General features: G+C 64.5%; 10 protein-coding genes. 6 read left to right on the plus strand and 4 right to left on the minus strand.

All coding sequences use genetic code 11. The features are described 5' to 3' along the window. The first annotated feature begins 12 nt into the window (after nucleotides 1–12). The 3 genes from ABEH27_RS19730 to ABEH27_RS19740 all read left to right on the plus strand — a co-directional run bounded on the left by ABEH27_RS19730 (nucleotide 13) and on the right by ABEH27_RS19740 (nucleotide 2,198). Nucleotides 13–324: a DUF962 domain-containing protein gene (locus ABEH27_RS19730; RefSeq protein ID WP_346615172.1), complete on the plus strand. Its 312-nt coding sequence runs from the start codon at nucleotides 13–15 to the stop codon at nucleotides 322–324. Nucleotides 325–440: 116 nt separating this feature from the next. After that, complete coding sequence (locus ABEH27_RS19735; RefSeq protein ID WP_346615173.1) at nucleotides 441–1,214, plus strand: AraC family transcriptional regulator; 774 nt, start codon at nucleotides 441–443, stop codon at nucleotides 1,212–1,214. A 93-nt stretch (nucleotides 1,215–1,307) separates the two neighbouring features. Continuing rightward, complete coding sequence (locus tag ABEH27_RS19740; protein ID WP_346615174.1) at nucleotides 1,308–2,198, plus strand: DMT family transporter; 891 nt, start codon at nucleotides 1,308–1,310, stop codon at nucleotides 2,196–2,198. Here the strand turns inward: ABEH27_RS19740 and ABEH27_RS19745 are convergent, their stop codons facing one another. Continuing rightward, entirely contained in the window at nucleotides 2,199–2,480 is a 282-nt protein-coding gene (locus ABEH27_RS19745; RefSeq protein WP_346615175.1) for a SelT/SelW/SelH family protein, read from the minus strand. A gap of 67 nt (nucleotides 2,481–2,547) precedes the next feature. Between ABEH27_RS19745 and ABEH27_RS19750 the strand changes: the two genes are divergently transcribed. Further along, entirely contained in the window at nucleotides 2,548–4,734 is a 2,187-nt protein-coding gene (locus tag ABEH27_RS19750; RefSeq protein ID WP_346615176.1) for a patatin-like phospholipase family protein, read from the plus strand. Between the two features lie 105 nt (nucleotides 4,735–4,839). On the opposite strand, the gene ABEH27_RS19755 is transcribed toward ABEH27_RS19750, so the two are convergent. Together ABEH27_RS19755 and recQ are read right to left on the minus strand one after the other, a co-directional pair. Next, complete coding sequence (locus tag ABEH27_RS19755; RefSeq protein WP_346615177.1) at nucleotides 4,840–5,277, minus strand: MarR family transcriptional regulator; 438 nt, start codon at nucleotides 5,275–5,277, stop codon at nucleotides 4,840–4,842. Between the two features lie 138 nt (nucleotides 5,278–5,415). Further along, the gene (gene recQ, locus ABEH27_RS19760; RefSeq protein WP_346615178.1) at nucleotides 5,416–7,560 is read right to left on the minus strand and encodes a DNA helicase RecQ; all 2,145 of its coding nucleotides are present in this window, start codon (nucleotides 7,558–7,560) and stop codon (nucleotides 5,416–5,418) included. A 247-nt stretch (nucleotides 7,561–7,807) separates the two neighbouring features. Between recQ and ABEH27_RS19765 the strand changes: the two genes are divergently transcribed. Then, nucleotides 7,808–8,395 (plus strand): YecA family protein, encoded by a 588-nt coding sequence (locus tag ABEH27_RS19765; protein WP_346615179.1) that lies wholly within the window; start codon nucleotides 7,808–7,810, stop codon nucleotides 8,393–8,395. Between the two features lie 7 nt (nucleotides 8,396–8,402). Beyond that, entirely contained in the window at nucleotides 8,403–8,768 is a 366-nt protein-coding gene (locus ABEH27_RS19770) for a YbaN family protein (protein ID WP_346615180.1), read from the plus strand. A 191-nt stretch (nucleotides 8,769–8,959) separates the two neighbouring features. On the opposite strand, the gene ABEH27_RS19775 is transcribed toward ABEH27_RS19770, so the two are convergent. Next, nucleotides 8,960–15,916: a retention module-containing protein gene (locus ABEH27_RS19775; protein WP_346615181.1), complete on the minus strand. Its 6,957-nt coding sequence runs from the start codon at nucleotides 15,914–15,916 to the stop codon at nucleotides 8,960–8,962. Between the last annotated feature and the right edge of the window lie 81 nt (nucleotides 15,917–15,997).

Genomic DNA, 15,997 nt, shown 5'->3' on the forward strand with positions numbered 1-15,997 from the left:
GGAGCACTGCTCATGAACAGCACAGCGCAGTTTCGCAGTTTTGCCGAGTTCTACCCCTACTACCTCGGGGAGCACAGCAACCCTACCTGCCGGCGCCTGCACTTTGTCGGCACCAGCCTGGTCATCGCCCTGCTGGCGTACACCATCGGCAGTGGCAAATGGTTGCTGCTGTTGGCGGTCCCGGTGTTCGGCTACGGCTTCGCCTGGGTCGGGCATTTCTTTTTCGAGAAGAACCGGCCGGCGACCTTCAAGCATCCGCTGTACAGCCTGATCGGCGATTTCGCCATGTTCCGCGACATCCTGCTGGGAAGGATCAGCCTCTAGCCGCACGGGGCAGGTTCGCGCAGCGCATCGGCGGCGCTGTTGACGGGCAACGATGTGACCGGTGATGGGCTGCGATGAATGCGGCACAATGGTGCCCTGCCCTGCGAGGACGCCCCATGGCCCCCGGCCCGATACTTTCCCTGCGCCACTATCGTGACGACCTGATAGCCCATAGCCACGAACACCCACAGCTGGTGTTCGGCTTGCGCGGGCGCCTGGATTTCGAGGTGCAGGGGCACGGTGCGCGCATCGACCGCCAAGGCCTCATGGTGGTGCCGACCGGGGCGCATCACACCTGCGGCAGTGATGCCGGCAGCCATTGCCTGGTACTCGATGTGCCGGGCCCGCATTGGCTGCATGAACAACTGGGCGAGCATGCCGACGCCAGCCAACGCCTGCTGGACCGCCCGGCCGCCGTGGGCCTGGACAATCGCCAGCAGCAGTTGGTGGACTGGCTGGCGGCAAGCCCGATGGACGACCCGCTGATTGCCCGGCAGGGTGCAGTGCTGCTGCTGGCCAGCCTCAACCCGACGGCGTCGGCCATCATCACACCCAGCCATCGCCTGCCCTATGCGGCGTTCGACAGCCATATCGAGGAGCATGCGGCGTATCCGCTGCAGGTTGCCGACCTGGCGCGGATTGCCGGGCTGTCGGTTGCGCGGTTGCATGCGCGGTTTACCGCTGAATGCGCGATGACGCCGATGGACTACGTCCGCCAGCGACGTTTGCTCATGGCGCGGCGGTTGCTAACCCAGACGTTGTTGCCCATGGGTGAAATTGCGGCACAGGTCGGTTATGCCTCGCAGAGTGCGTTTTCGGCGGCGATGCTGCGGGCTTTCGGGTGTACGCCGGGGGCGCTGCGGCGAGAGTCTGGCGATAAGGCACGCTAGGGTGGCGACAGACTGTGTTTGTCTGGGGCTTTACACTGGCTGTGCTGGCCTCATCGCGGGTAAACCCGCTCCTACACAGATCCAAGGACCACCATGAACCACCGCACTGCCCTGGGCGCCCTGCATATCGGCGCGCTATTCTTCGGCCTGACCGGCGTCTTCGGCAAACTGGCCGCCAGCGCCAGCCCGGCCATCATCGTCTTTGGCCGCGCCGCCTTCGCGGTGCTCGCCTTGGCCCTCTTCGCCAGCCTGGCCGGCCCGGGCTGGCAGCGCCTCAGCGGCCCGGACGTGCGCCGCCTGTCGCTCGGCGGCGTGCTGCTGGCCGGGCACTGGGTCAGCTTCTTCGTCGCGGTGAAAGTCGGCGGTGTGGCCATCGCCACCTTGGGCTTCGCCAGCTTTCCGGCCTTTACCGTGATCCTCGAAGGGCTGCTGTTCCGCGAACGCATCCGCCGCAACGAAGCCATCCTGGTCGTGCTGGTGAGCCTCGGCCTGGTACTGGTGGCGCCTTCCTTCGACCTGGCCAGCGAAGCCACCGGCGGCCTGCTCTGGGCACTGCTTTCGGGCCTGCTGTTCTCGCTGCTGTCGCTGACCAACCGCGCAGGTTCGGGCCGTTTGCCCGCCGTGCAGGCCGCCCTATGGCAAAACCTGGTGGTCGGCCTGTGCCTGCTGCCGGTGGCCGCGCCGGGCTTGAGCGCAGTAGCGCCGATGGACTGGCTATGGATCGGGCTGCTCGGGGTGTTCTGCACCGGCGTTGCCCATAGCCTGTTCGTCGCCAGCCTGGCGGTGATCAAGGCGCGCACCGCCGCAGTCGTATTCGGCATGGAGCCGATCTATGGCATTGCCGTGGCCTGGGCGGTGTTCGCCGAAACGCCGACCCTGCGCATGCTGCTGGGGGGTGCGTTGATCATCTTCGCCATCGTCTTGTCCAGCCGCCTGGCGGCCGAGCAGCCACCCAAGCGACCGGCAGTCGCCGAGGGGGCCTGATCAGCGGTCGTTGTGACCCAGGTCGCGCTGCGGGTCGATCTGGTCACGCACCCGCTGCTTGAGCACCTTGGCCTCGGGGAAACCACCGTCGGCCTTGCGCTCCCAGATTTGCACGCCGTTGCAGGTAATGCGAAAGATGCCGCCGGTGCCCGGCTGTAGCGCCACCTGGGCCAAATCGTCGGAGAACGTACTGAGCAGTTCCTGAGCCAGCCAGGCGGCGCGCAGCAGCCACTGGCACTGGGTGCAATATGTGATGACTATTTCCGGCTTGTTGTCTGCCATGCTGAGCGATCTCCAGGTAAGTGGCCGCTTATACTAGCGGTCTTTCGCCCTCGGTTTGAGACTCACGATGCGCCGCCTGCTGTTCTGCCTTTTGCTGACGCTCACCTCCCTCTCCGTGCTCGCCGCCGAGCAAACCCGGCCCAAGGTCGGCCTGGTGCTCTCTGGCGGCGCCGCCCGTGGCCTGGCCCACATCGGCGTGCTCAAGGCCCTGGAGGAACAGGGCGTGCGCATCGATGCCATCGCCGGCACCAGCATGGGTGCGGTGGTGGGCGGGTTGTATGCGTCCGGCTACAGCGTCGAGGAGCTGGAGCACCTCGCCACCACCCTCGACTGGCAGCAGGCGCTTTCCGACGCGCCGCCGCGCAAGGACGTGCCGTTCAGGCGCAAGCAGGATGACCGCGACTTTTTGGTGAAACAGAAACTGAGCTTTCGCGACGACGGCAGCCTTGGCCTGCCATTGGGCGTAATCCAGGGCCAGAACCTGGCACTGCTGCTGGAAAGCAAACTGGCCCACACCGCCGACACCCGCGACTTCGACAAGCTGCCGATCCCGTTCCGCGCCGTGGCCACCGACATCGCCAGTGGCGAAAAAGTGGTGTTCAGCCGCGGCCACCTGCCCCAGGTGATCCGCGCCAGCATGTCGATCCCTGCGGTGTTCGCCCCAGTCGAACTGGACGGCCGGCTGCTGGTGGATGGCGGCATGGTCGACAACATCCCCGTGGACGTGGCCCGGGAGATGGGCGTTGACCTGGCCATCGTGGTCGACATCGGCACCCCGCTGCGCGACCGCAAGCAACTGGCCACGGTGGTCGACGTGCTGAACCAGTCGATCACCCTGATGACCCGGCGCAACTCCGAAGAACAGCTGGCCAGTCTGCACCGCGACGACATCCTGATCCAGCCTCAGCTGGCCGCCTACGGCGTCACCGATTTCGGCCGCGCCCGCGACATGATCGACGCCGGCTACCGCGCCGCGCGCCTGCTCGACCCGCGCCTGGCCGCATTGCGCCAACCCGAAGGCGATGACGAACTGGCCGTGGCACGCTCCCCGCACCAGCGCACGCCGGTCATCACTGCAATCAGGGTGGAGAATGATTCCAAGGTCAGCGACGACGTGATCCGCTACTACATCCGCCAGCCGATCGGCGAACCGCTGGAGCTCGACCGCCTGCAGACCGACATGGGCACGCTGTATGGCCTGGACTACTTCGACCGCGTGCAGTACCGCGTGGTGCACAAAGGCGACGACAACACCCTGGTGATCAACGCCCGTGGCAAGCGCGGCGGTACCGACTACCTGCGCCTGGGCCTGAACCTGTCGGACGACCTGCGCGGTGACAGCGCTTTCAACCTGGGCGCCAGCTACCGCGTCAATGGCATCAACAAGCTGGGCGCCGAGTGGCTGACACGCGCGCAGATCGGCGACCAGCAAGAGCTTTACAGCGAGTTCTACCAGCCTTTGGACGTGGGCTCGCGCTACTTCATCGCGCCCTACCTGGACATCGGTTCACAGAACATCGCGGCGACGCTGGACAACGACCCCGTTGCCGAATACCGCCTGGAGCGCTACGGCTTCGGCGTCAACGTCGGCCGCCAGATCGGCACCTATGGCGAAGTGCGCCTGGGCGCGGGCAAGGCGTGGGGCGAAGCCGAGGTGCGCATCGGCGATCAGGATTTGCCCAAGGTGAGTTTCAACGAAGGGTTTTACGAGCTGAAGTACTCGTTCGACACCCTCGACAACGTGTACTTCCCGCACAGTGGTGAAGACATCGGCCTGACCCTGCGCAAGTACGACAAATCGCTCGACTCGGACGCCAACTACCGGCAGTGGCTGCTCAACCTGGACAAGGCGATCAGCAGCGGGCCGAACACCTGGGTGTTCGGAGGGCGCTACGGGCGCACGCTGGATCAGACCGAGGTGGTCACGTCGAGCTTCGTGATGGGCGGTGCGCGGGAGCTTTCGGGCTTCCGTCAGGACTCGGTGTCTGGGCAAAACGTGAGCCTGCTGCGTATGGTCTATTACCGGCGCCTGACCCCACGGGGCTACCTGCCGTTGGACCTGCCGTTGTATGTCGGTGGTTCGCTCGAGCGCGGGCGGGCATGGAACAACGACAATGAATTCGACAGCGGGTACATCAATGCGGCGAGCGTGTTCCTGGGGCTGGACACGCCGTTGGGGCCGCTGAACCTGACGTATGGGGCCAACAGTGCGCATGAGCAGGCGGTGTACCTGAACCTGGGGCATACGTTCTAAACCGCAGGGGCCGCTTTGCGCCCCATTCGCGGGGCAAGCCCGTTCCCACAGGTTCAGCGCTGTCCTAGTGGGAGCGGGCTTGCCCCGCGAATGGGCGCGTGAGTTTCAGGATTTTTCGAGGTTGGCCAGAATCTTTGCATGCACCCGCATGCACACCTCAAGATCCGCTTCATCCACCCCGGTGAACAACTCCAGGCGCAGCGCGTTGGCGATGGTTTCGATCTGCTCGATCAAGGGCTTGGCTGGCGGGCACAGCTGGATCTTCTTCGCCCGCCGATCCTCCAGCACCGCCTGGCGCCGCACCAGGCCCTGGGCCTCCAGGCTGTCAAGCAGCCGCGCCAACGTGGGGCCTTCAACGCCAACACTCTGGGCAAGTTCGCGCTGGGTGGGCGCTTCCTCAAAGCGCGCCAGATGCAGCAACACCAGCCAGCGCGCCTGGGACAGATTGAGCCCGGCCAGGCGGCGATCCAACTCGGCGCGCCAGCCGCGGGACATCTGCGCCAGCTGCATGCCGAAGCGGTGTTGATTGTCGGTCAGGGGCATAAGCAACTCATTGACTAGAACTAATTGTTAGTCAGCTAACCATGCCCCGGGCCATCAGGCAAGGCTGCCCTGCTCGCAAATGTCCGATAATCGTCAAAAAGGATGACAACGATCAGTGGATGTCCGAAATGTCCCCGATCAGAGCTCGAACTCTGCCGCCAACGCCGCGCGGATGCAGTAGAGCACGCCCTCGGGAACCCGCGCACCGAACAGCGGCGCGATGGCCGAGACCGGCGGCAGCTCCCCTTCGCCGTCAAGGAAGGCATCCTGCACTTCCATCATCAGCTCTTCGGGCAGGTCCAAAGCCTGGTCCAGGCTCAGTTCCTGGCGGCCAATGGCCTCGGCCAGCAGGCTGTAGACGTTCTTCTCACTGCAATTGAGCTGGCCGGCAATCTGCATCGGGGTCATGCCGGCGCGGGCCAGGCTGACCAGCTCGTGGCGCAGGTCGAGCACCACCTTGGGCGCCTCCTCGGTGCCGCCGGCGCCGTTGAGCACCTCGAGGAAGGCCTGGCCGTAGCGCTCCAGCTTGCGTGCACCCACACCACTGACCTCGGCCATGTCGCTCAGGCTGGTCGGCTGGCTGCGCAGCATTTCCAGCAAGGTCGAGTCGGGGAAGATGACGTAAGGCGGCACGCTGTGCTCTTCGGCCAGTTTGCGCCGCAAGGTACGCAACGCCTCCCACAGCTCGCGCTCCTCGGCACGTACCAGCTGGCTGGCCGGGCTGCCGCCGCCGGAAGACGACTTCGCCACAGTTTGCGGCTTGAGGTCGCGACGCAACTGCAACGTCACTTCACCGCGCAGCAGTGGCCGACAGCTGTCGGACAAGCGCAGGCCACCATAGCCCTCCAGGTCGATGTCCACCAGGCCACGCGCCACCAACTGGCGGAACAGCGAACGCCATTCCACCTCGGCCAGCGCCTTGCCGACGCCAAACACCGACAGCTTCTCGTGACCGAAATTGCGCACTTTTTCGTTGTCCTTGCCCAGCAGCACGTCGACCAGGTGGCCGACCCCGTAGCGCTGCCCGGTGCGGAACACCGCCGACAGGGCCTGGCGTGCAGGCTCGGTGGCATCCCAGGTCTGGATCTGGTCGACACAGTTGTCGCAGTGCCCACACGGCTGTTCGAGCACTTCATCGAAATAGGCCAGCAACGCCTGGCGGCGGCAGCGCGTTTCTTCGCACAGTGCCAGCATGGCGTCGAGCTTGTGCTGCTCGACGCGCTTGTGGCGCTCATCCCCTTCGGAGTTCTGCAGCATCTGCTTGAGCATCACCATGTCCTGCAGGCCGTAGGCCATCCAGGCGTCGGACGGCAGGCCATCACGGCCGGCACGGCCGGTCTCCTGGTAATAGGCTTCCAGCGACTTGGGCAGGTCGAGGTGGGCAACGAAACGTACGTTCGGCTTGTCGATACCCATGCCGAAGGCGATGGTGGCGACCATGATCAGGCCTTCCTCGTTGAGGAAGCGGTGCTGGTTGGCGGAGCGCGTCTCGGCGGCCAGGCCGGCGTGGTACGGCAGCGCCGGAAAGCCTTGCTCGCAGAGGAAGGCCGCGGTTTCATCGACCTTCTTGCGCGACAGGCAGTAAACGATGCCGGCATTGCCGCGGCGCTCGCCGAGGAACGCCATCAGTTGCTTGCGCGGCGACTCCTTGGGCACGATGCGGTAGAAAATGTTCGGCCGGTCGAAGCTCGACAGGAAGCGCTCGGCACCTTGCAGGTGCAGGCGCTGGACGATTTCCTCGCGGGTACGCATGTCGGCGGTGGCGGTCAGGGCGATGCGCGGCACATGCGGGAACAGCTCGGCCAACTGGCCCAACTGCAGGTATTCCGGGCGGAAATCATGGCCCCATTGCGAAACGCAGTGTGCCTCGTCGATGGCGAACAGCGAAACGTCCAGCCCCTGCAGGAAGTCAAGCATGCGGGGCTGTACCAAGCGCTCCGGTGCCAGGTAGAGCATCTTCACTTCGCCGCGGCGCAAGCGCCCGGCCAGCTCGCGCTGCTGCTCCGCGCTCAGGGTGGAGTTCAGGGCTGCGGCCGCGACGCCGAGTTCATCCAGGGTGGCGACCTGGTCGTCCATCAGTGCGATCAACGGCGACACTACCACCGTCAGGCCCGGGCGCAACAGCCCCGGCACCTGGAAGCACAGCGACTTGCCGCCACCGGTTGGCATCAGCACCAGGGCATCGCCACCATTGGCCACGCATTCGATGATCGCTGCCTGGCGCCCACGGAAACTGTCGTAGCCGAAGATATCCTTGAGAACGCGCTGAGCCTGTTCGAGCATGTGCAACTCCGTAAATCGCCGTACCACCCTGCGCACAGGCTGGACGAAAAACCCGCTCCGCACACGCCAAATGCGTAAGCGGCTTTTGCCAGATGGCCGGAAAACCCCGCCCCTGGGTGAAAAATCGCGAAGTATACCGCAGTGCCATCCCTCGCAGGATGCCCCGGTGACAGACGTTCCCTTTGCCCCGCCATCGCCTCAAGGTGCTAGAATTCATTATCGTTTATTCCCCCAAGGTAGCCCTGTAATGTCCTTCGCCGAGCAACTCACCCGCCTGCAAGCCTTCCTCGACGCCGATGAGCTGCACGAAGAAGCGCTGGACTACGTCGCCGCCCACGGCTACCTGACCGCGCTGTCGATCAGCTCGGAAGACGTTCCTGAGCGTGAATGGATCGACGCGCTGTTCGCCGAAGAGCCCCATTACGCCAGCGATGCCCAACGCACCGAAATCGAAGCGACACTGGTGGCACTCAAGGGCCATATCGCCCGCCAGCTGGCCAGCGACGAAGAATTCGACCTGCCATGCGAGCTGGACCTGACCGAAGAGCCGGACGATTCCGACCTGCGCGGCTGGTGCATCGGCTTCATGGAGGGCGTGTTCCTGCGCGAAGAGGCGTGGTTCGAGAACGCCGAAGAGGAAGTCAGCGAGATGCTGCTGCCGATCATGGTCGGTTCGGGCCTGTTCGACGAACAACCCGAGTTCGCCGATATCGCCAGCAATGCCAACCTGCAGGACGACATGATCGTGCAGATCCCGGAGGCGCTGAGCGCATTGTTCCTGCTGCTACACGCCCCAGACGAGAAGCCGGCGCTGCTCAAGCCACGCCACCACTGAGTCGGCCGTGCGCTACCTGCTGCTGGCCATCGGCTGGCTCAGCGTCGCGCTGGGGGTGCTGGGGATCTTCCTGCCGGTATTGCCCACCACCCCTTTTCTGCTGCTGGCGGCCGCGTGCTTCGCACGCAGCTCGCCCCGCTTTCATCACTGGCTGGTCAACCACCCCAGGCTGGGGCCGTGGATCCGCGACTACCTGAGTGGTGAAGGCATCCCGCTGAAGGGCAAGGTCTACGCCATCGGCCTGATGTGGGCGAGCATTGGCCTGTCGTGCTACCTGGTACCGCTGTTCTGGGCGCGGGCATTCATGCTGACCAGTGCGGTGCTGGTCAGCCTGTATATCCTGAAGCAGAAGACATTGCGCAAACCTGGGTGAGTTGCCCATGCTGCCAACTGTTACTTACCTAATCACATTGATGAAAACCATTTAGAGCTACCCAGTAAATGACTGTGGTCGCCAGTACTGGCCTCATCGCGGGCAAGCCCGCTCCTACAGGCCAGCGGCAAACCTGTAGGAGCGGGCTTGCCCGCGATGAGGCCAGCCCGTTCAACGCAAGCCCCGATACCTCACACCGTATCCACCTTCAACGAATGATCATCCAGCATCCCGTTGATGATGGTCGCCGTATCATGCCCCGCCGATACCACTCCCCCTGCCCCTGCCGACACCCCGTAATGCTGGGCCAGGTCCACGCCTGCCAGGTCGATGGTCTGTACCGGCGCGGCCCCCGCCACGCTGCTGACCTCGATGGTCGAGACCACATCGGCCCCGGTGCCGCTGACCTTGAAGTGCAGGTAGTCGTCCAGTGAGGTTGCCGTGCCGTGTTCACCCTGCAGCAGTTGCGACAGGTCGAGCTTGTCGCTCCCCGGGGTGAAATCGGTGACGGTGTCGTGGCCCGTGTCGCCCTTCTGCCAGACAAAGGTGTCGTTGCCGTTGCCGCCGGTCATGATGTCGTTGCCCGGCCCGCCGATCAGGGTGTCGTTGCCATCCCCGCCCTTGAGCACATCGTTGCCCGCGCCGCCGTCGAGCACGTTGTCGGCGCTGTTGCCAATGAGGGTATCGCCGTAGTCCGAGCCGACCAGGTTGTGGATGCCGTTCAAGGTCTCCAAACCGGCGCCACCGGTGTCCTGCGCCCCGTCATGGCTGAGGTCGATTGTCACCGCGGCCTTGGCCTGCGCGTAGTTGGCAGTGTGGCCGTTGTGCTCGTCGCCAGCAGGTGCAGGCGCCTCCAGCGAAGCAATGTCGAGCGGGCTGGAAAGGCCCGCAGCGGCGTGTTCACTGGCGCCATTGATGTGCGGCGCCGCAGCCTGCGCATTGGCATAGTCCACGACCAGGCTCAGCTTGTAGCTTTCACCCGCCTTGCCCGCCCCCGTCGGGTCGCTTGCATGGATGCTGTACACCCCGTCATGGCTGGCCGTGAAGCTCCCCCCGGCGGCAATGGGATGGTAGCTGCCACCGGCGTCTTTCCACTCAAGCGCCAAGTTGCCATCGTGCTGGTCGTGGTTAAGCTGCAGGGTTTCACCTTTGCGCAAGCTAACGTTGATCACCTCTTCGGCATTGCCCTGCGCCGCAGCCGCGCCTGTGGCCCCGAGGTAGCCAAGCACCACCAACGCCGCAGTCATGCTGCTGGCATCGAGGGTGAACGCGCCGCGATCAATCACCCGCTGCTCCTGCGCCCTGCCATAACCGTCACCACATTCGGACATCGAGTTGTCGTGCACATTGATGGTAATGGTCGCGGTGCTCTCGTCGCCGTCGCCATCGCGGATGGTGTAGACGAACGTGTCGATGGCATCCCGCGGCGCCGCAACGTTCGGGTCGGAGTGGTACACCGCATTGCCCTGGGCATCCAGGGTGAGGTAGCCGAACTGGCCTGCCACATGGCTGCCGAGCTGGCCGATGGCCGAGGTGGACGTGTCATGGCCGGCGCGCACGCCCACCACGTAGCCGCAGTCGGCGGGCACATCGGCACCGATGGCGTCGTTGTACAGCACGTTGCCCCGCACCTCATCGCCTTTGCTGACACTCACGGTGTCGCAATGGGCCTGTGGCACATCGTCGACGATGGTGATGTTGACCGTGCTGGTGGTCCAGTTGCCGACCGTGTCCTCGACCCTGTAGGTGAAGGATTCGCTCACGGTGGTGGCGCCATCGTTGGCGTGGGGTTGCGAATTGGCTGGCGAGGTCAGCGTGTAGGTGTAGGAACCGTCTGCGTTCAGATGGATCTGCCCGTACTGGCCGACGGCATTCCCGATCAAGGTGTAGGTCAATGCCCCCACGCCACCGCCCACCTGCCCGACCAGGCTGCCGGAGGCGGTTTCCGCCGTCGAGCCTGGGTCACTGCCGTTGACGCTAGCGGCCGCCAGGTCATGGCCGTCCTTGTTCAGGTCCAAGGCTTTTTCGAACACAGTGACGCCGCCATCGCCGCACGGGTGCAGCGATTGGTCGTGCACGTTGATGGTCACGGTGGCGGTACTTTCATCGCCGTCGCCATCGCGGAGGGTGTAGACGAAGGCGTCGATCGCATCGCGCGGTGCCACGGCATTGGGGTTGGCGTGGTACTCCGCGTTGCCCTGGGCATCGAGGGTCAGGTAGCCGTACTGGCCGTAGACGTGGCTGCCGAGCTGGCCAACCGCCGAACTGGAGGTGTCATGACCGGCGCGCACCCCGACCACGTAGGCGCCGTCGCCCAGCGTGTCGGCCCCGACCACGTCGTTGTACATCACGTTGCCGCGCACGATGTCGCCCTTGGCCACGCTGACGAAGTCGCAATGAGCCTGCGGTACGTCGTCGACGATGGTGATGTTGACCGTGCTGGTGGTCCAGTTGCCCACCGTGTCCTCGACCCTGTAGGTGAAGGATTCGCTGACGGTATTGGCGCCGTCGTTGGCATGGGTCGGCGAATCCGCCGGCGAGGTCAGCGTGTAGGTGTAGGAGCCGTCAGCGTTGAGGTGCAACTGGCCGAACTGGCCGACGGCATTGCCGAGCAGGGTGTAGGTCAACGCCCCCACGCCACCAGCGACCTGCCCGACCAGGCTGCCGGAGGCCGTCTCGCGGGTTGAGCTGGGGTCACTGCCAATAACGCTGCCAGCCGCCAGGTCGTTGCCATCCTTGTGCAGGTCCAGCGCGTTCTCGTACACCCACACGCCACCGTCGCCGCACGGCTGCAGCGCCGGGTTGTGCACATTGATGGTGAGGGTGGTGGTGCTCTCGTCGCCATCGGCATCGCGAATGGTGTAGACGAAGGTGTCGAGCGCATCACGCGGCGCCACGGCATCCGGGTTGGAGTGGTACTGGGCATTGCCCTGGGCATCGATGGTCAGGTAACCATACTGGCCATGCACCTGGCTGTTGAGCTGGCCGATGGCAGACGTGGAAGTATCACTGCCGGCGCGCACGCCGACCACGTACTGGCCATCGCCACGGGTGTCGGCACCGACCACGTCGTTGTACATCACGTTGCCGCTCACCACGTCGCCTTTGTACACACTGACGAAGTCGCTGTTGGCGGTGGGTGCGTCGTCGACGATGGTGATGACGATGGTGCTGGTGGTCGAATGGCCGGCGGAATCCTGCACCTGGTAGGTGAAGCTTTCCGTCACGGTATTCGCGCCATCGTTGGCGTGGGTCGGCGAATTCGCCGGTGAAGTCAGCGTGTAGGTGTAGGAGCCATCTGCGTTCAGGTGGATCTGCCCGTACTGGCCTACCGCGTTGCCGACCAAGGTGTAGGTCAGCGCACCAACGCCGCCGCTGGTCGAACCGGCCAACGTGCCGGCAGCTGTTTCCTGGGTCGAACCGGGGTCGCTACCCGTAACGGTGCCTGCCGCGAGATCGTTGCCGTCCTTGTGCAGGTCCAGGGCCTTCTCGTACACCGTCACATCGCGGTCCTCACAGGTCATCAGCGCACTGTGCACGTTGATGGTGAGGGTAGTGGTGCTTTCGTCGCCGTCGGCATCGCGGAGGGTGTAGACGAAGGTGTCGACGGCATCACGCGGCGAGGCAACGTTGGGGTTGGAGTGGTACTCGGCATTGCCGTAGGCATCGAGGGTCAGGTAGCCGAACTGGCCGTTGACCTGGGTGTTGAGCTGGCCGATGGCAGAGGTCGAGGTATCGCTGCCGGCGCGCACGCCGACCACGTACTGGCCGTCGCCACGGGTGTCGGCACCGACCACGTCGTTGTACATGACGTTGCCGCGTACCACATCGCCTTTGTCAACGCTGACGAAATCGCTGTTGGCGGTGGGTACGTCGTCGACGATGGTGATGACGATGGTATTGATGGCCGAATTGCCCAGCGAATCCTGCACCTGGTAGGTGAAGGTTTCGGTCACGGTATTCGCCCCATCGTTGGCATGGGTGGGCGAATTGGCGGGCGAGGTCAGCGTGTAGGTGTAGGAGCCATCCGCGTTCAGCTGGATCTGGCCGTATTGGCCTACGGCATTGCCCACCAAGGTGAAGGTCAACGCACCCACGCCACCGACCGTCAGCGTGCCGGAGGCGGTTTCGTGGCTCGAGCCAGGGTTGCTGCCGGTGACCGTGCCTGCCGCCAGGTCGTTACCGTCCTTGTGCAAATCCAGCGCATTTTCATACACCGTCACATCACGGTCCGCACAGACGATCAGGCCGTTGTGCACATTGACGGTAATGGTCGTGGTGCTTTCGTCACCGTCGGCGTCACGGATGGTGTAGACGAAGGTGTCGATGGCATCCCGGGGCGAGGCGATAGCGGGGTTGGAGTGGTACTCCGCGTTACCGTAGGCATCGATGGTCAGGTAGCCGTACTGGCCGTTGACCTGCGTATCGAGCTGGCCGATGGCCGAGCTGGAGGTATCGCTGCCAGCACGCACACCCACCACATACTGGCCGTCGCCGCGGGTATCGGCGCCCACCACGTCGTTGTACATCACATTGCCGCGGACCACGTCGCCTTTGAAGACGCTGACGAAATCGCTGTTGGCGGTGGGCACATCGTCGACGATGGTGATGACGATGGTGCTGGTGGTGGCGTTGCCCAGCGAGTCCTGCACCTGGTAGGTAAAGGTTTCGGTCACCGTGTTCGGCCCATCGTTGGCATGGGTCGGCGAATTGGCCGGTGACGTCAGGGTGTAGGTGTAGGAACCATCTGCGTTCAGCTGAATCTGCCCGTATTGGCCTACGGCATTGCCGACCAGCGTGTAGGTAAGTGTACCGACACCGCCACTGGCCGAGCCGACCAACGTGCCGGAGGCCGTTTCCTGCGTCGAGCCCGGCGCGCTGCCATTGACAGTACCGGGCGCCAGGTCATTGCCATCCTGGTGCACGTCCAGCGCTTTTTCGTACACGGTGACGTCACTGTCGGCACAGGCCATCAAGCCGTTGTGCACGTTGATGGTGAGGGTGGTAGTGCTCTCGTCGCCATCGGCATCGCGGATGGTGTAGACGAAGGTTTCCAGGGCATCCCTGGGCGAAGCGATGGTCGGGTCGGAGTGATACTCGGCGTTACCCTGGGCGTCGATGATCAGGTAACCGTACTGGCCATGCACCTGGGTGTTCAGCTGGCCGATGGCCGAGCTGGAGGTGTCGCTGCCGGCGCGCACGCCGACCACATACTGGCCGTCGCCACGGGTGTCGGCGCCCAGCACGTCGTTGTACATCACGTTGCCGCGCACCACGTCGCCCTTGGCCACGCTGGTGTAGTCGTCATGCGCCTGCGGCACATCGTCGACGATGGTTACGCCCAGGCTGCCGGTGGCGGTGCTGCCATCGGCATCTTTGGCGATCACCGTGAACTGCTCGCTGATGCTGTTGCTGCCTTGGCCGCTGGGGTGGTTCTCGTTGTCGACCAGGGTGTAGCTGTAGCTCACCACGCCGGTGCCTGGGTTGTAACCGAGGATGGTCAGGGTGTTGCCTTCGGGCGTGACGACCGACTGCGGGAAGCCCACCGCCACACCGCCACTGACCACACTGATGCCGCCAACGGTAAGGGTTTGCAGGCCGTCGGGCGCGGTAACCTTGAAGCTGCCTTGCTGGGTCAGGGCAGCAGCATCCGGGGCGCTGCCGTCGTGCAGGTTTTTCTCGTAAACCGTCAGCTCGCCGCCTTGCGTGCCGAGGCCATCGAGCGTCACCGGGTCGTCGAGGTTGCTGATGTTCAAGGTCAGCGTCGCGCTGCTGGTGTCGCCATCGGCGTCCTTGATCGTGTAGGCGAAGGTCTCCACCGCTTGGCCGCCACCGCCCAGGTTCTTGAAGTCCGGGTCGTTGGTGTTGAGTGTGTAGGTGTAGGAACCGTCTGCAGCGAGCACCAGTGTGCCGTAGGTGCCGGTGAAGGTGCCGGCGATTACCGGCCCACCCGGCACACGGTCGGCGCCCTGCACGTCGTTGCCGAGCACATTGCCAGTCAGCTCGGTGTGCTGCTCGGTGGCGGTGATGGGGTTGCTGTCATCCACTGCCCTGGGCACGTCGTCACGGATGATCACATCCAGCGAGCCTTGGGCCACATCGCCGTCACTGTCGCTGACCAGCACCGGCAAGTGCTCGCTCAGCGCGTTGGTCCCCGCGCCGTCCGCATGCTGCTCGGCACCCGTCAGGGTGTAGCTGTAGCTGACCTCGCCGGTGGTCGGGTTGTAGGCGGTGATGGTCAGCGTGTTGCCCAAGCCGGTGGTGATCGATTGGCCGACACCGGTGACGACACCTGCGGTCACCACGTTGATACCGCCGACGCTGAGATTGAACACGCCGTCCGGCGCTACCACGGTAAAGCTGCCGTGTTGGGTCAATGCCGGCGGGTTGTTGACCGAGCCCAAGGGCAAACTGGCCTCGTCCAGCACGAGCTCGCCCGGGTTCACATCCAGCCCGCGCAGTTCGACCGGGCGGTCGATGGGGGTGATCGGTGGGTTGGGTTGCTCGGGCGGGTTGGGCTGGTCAGGCGGGTTAGGCTGCCCTGGAGGGTTGGGTTGGCCAGGTGGCAGGCCACCGTTGGTGCCATTGTCACCCCCGCTACCACCGTCGCCTGCTCCCAGCGTGTCGCGCCCCCGCGTGTTGCCCAGGTCGCCTACATAGCGGTTGGCCAGCTCAGGGATGCCATTGAAGCCTGCCGTCGGGAAGCCGATTTGCGGGTCGACACGGTCGGCCACTTCGGTCAGCAAGACAAAGCTGTGGCCACCGCCCAAGGCGCCCGGTGCGCTGCTGCCGTTAGGGCCGGCCGCTGGTGCTTCGGCAGTTGTACTGGGGTCGTCACCGGCGGCAATCGCCCGCTGAATGCGCTCCACATCGCTCAGTTGCGCATCGCTCGGCGCCCCGTCGTGTGCCTGCACAGGGGGCGCCAGGTTGGCCAGCAGGTCCGTGGTCATGGCCAGGCTGCTGTCGCGCCCCAATGTCAGTTCCGCGCCATTCTGCAGGTGCACGGCCACGGCGCCCGCGGCACCGGTTTCCAACTGCTCGCCCGCAAACAGGCGGTCACCTTCGATCAAGGGGCGACGGCTACCGTCACTGCCAACGGCGAAGACCTCACCCACTACCTTGCTGACCACACCGACTAACTTCGCCATGAGCGCACGCCTCCCCTTACCGATTGGTTACTCAACCAACGACATGGCGGTGAGGCAAAGGCTTGGAGTCCGACTGTCTCA

Source organism: Pseudomonas sp. P39-UII1 (genome assembly GCF_039672635.1).
Lineage (GTDB): Bacteria > Pseudomonadota > Gammaproteobacteria > Pseudomonadales > Pseudomonadaceae > Aquipseudomonas.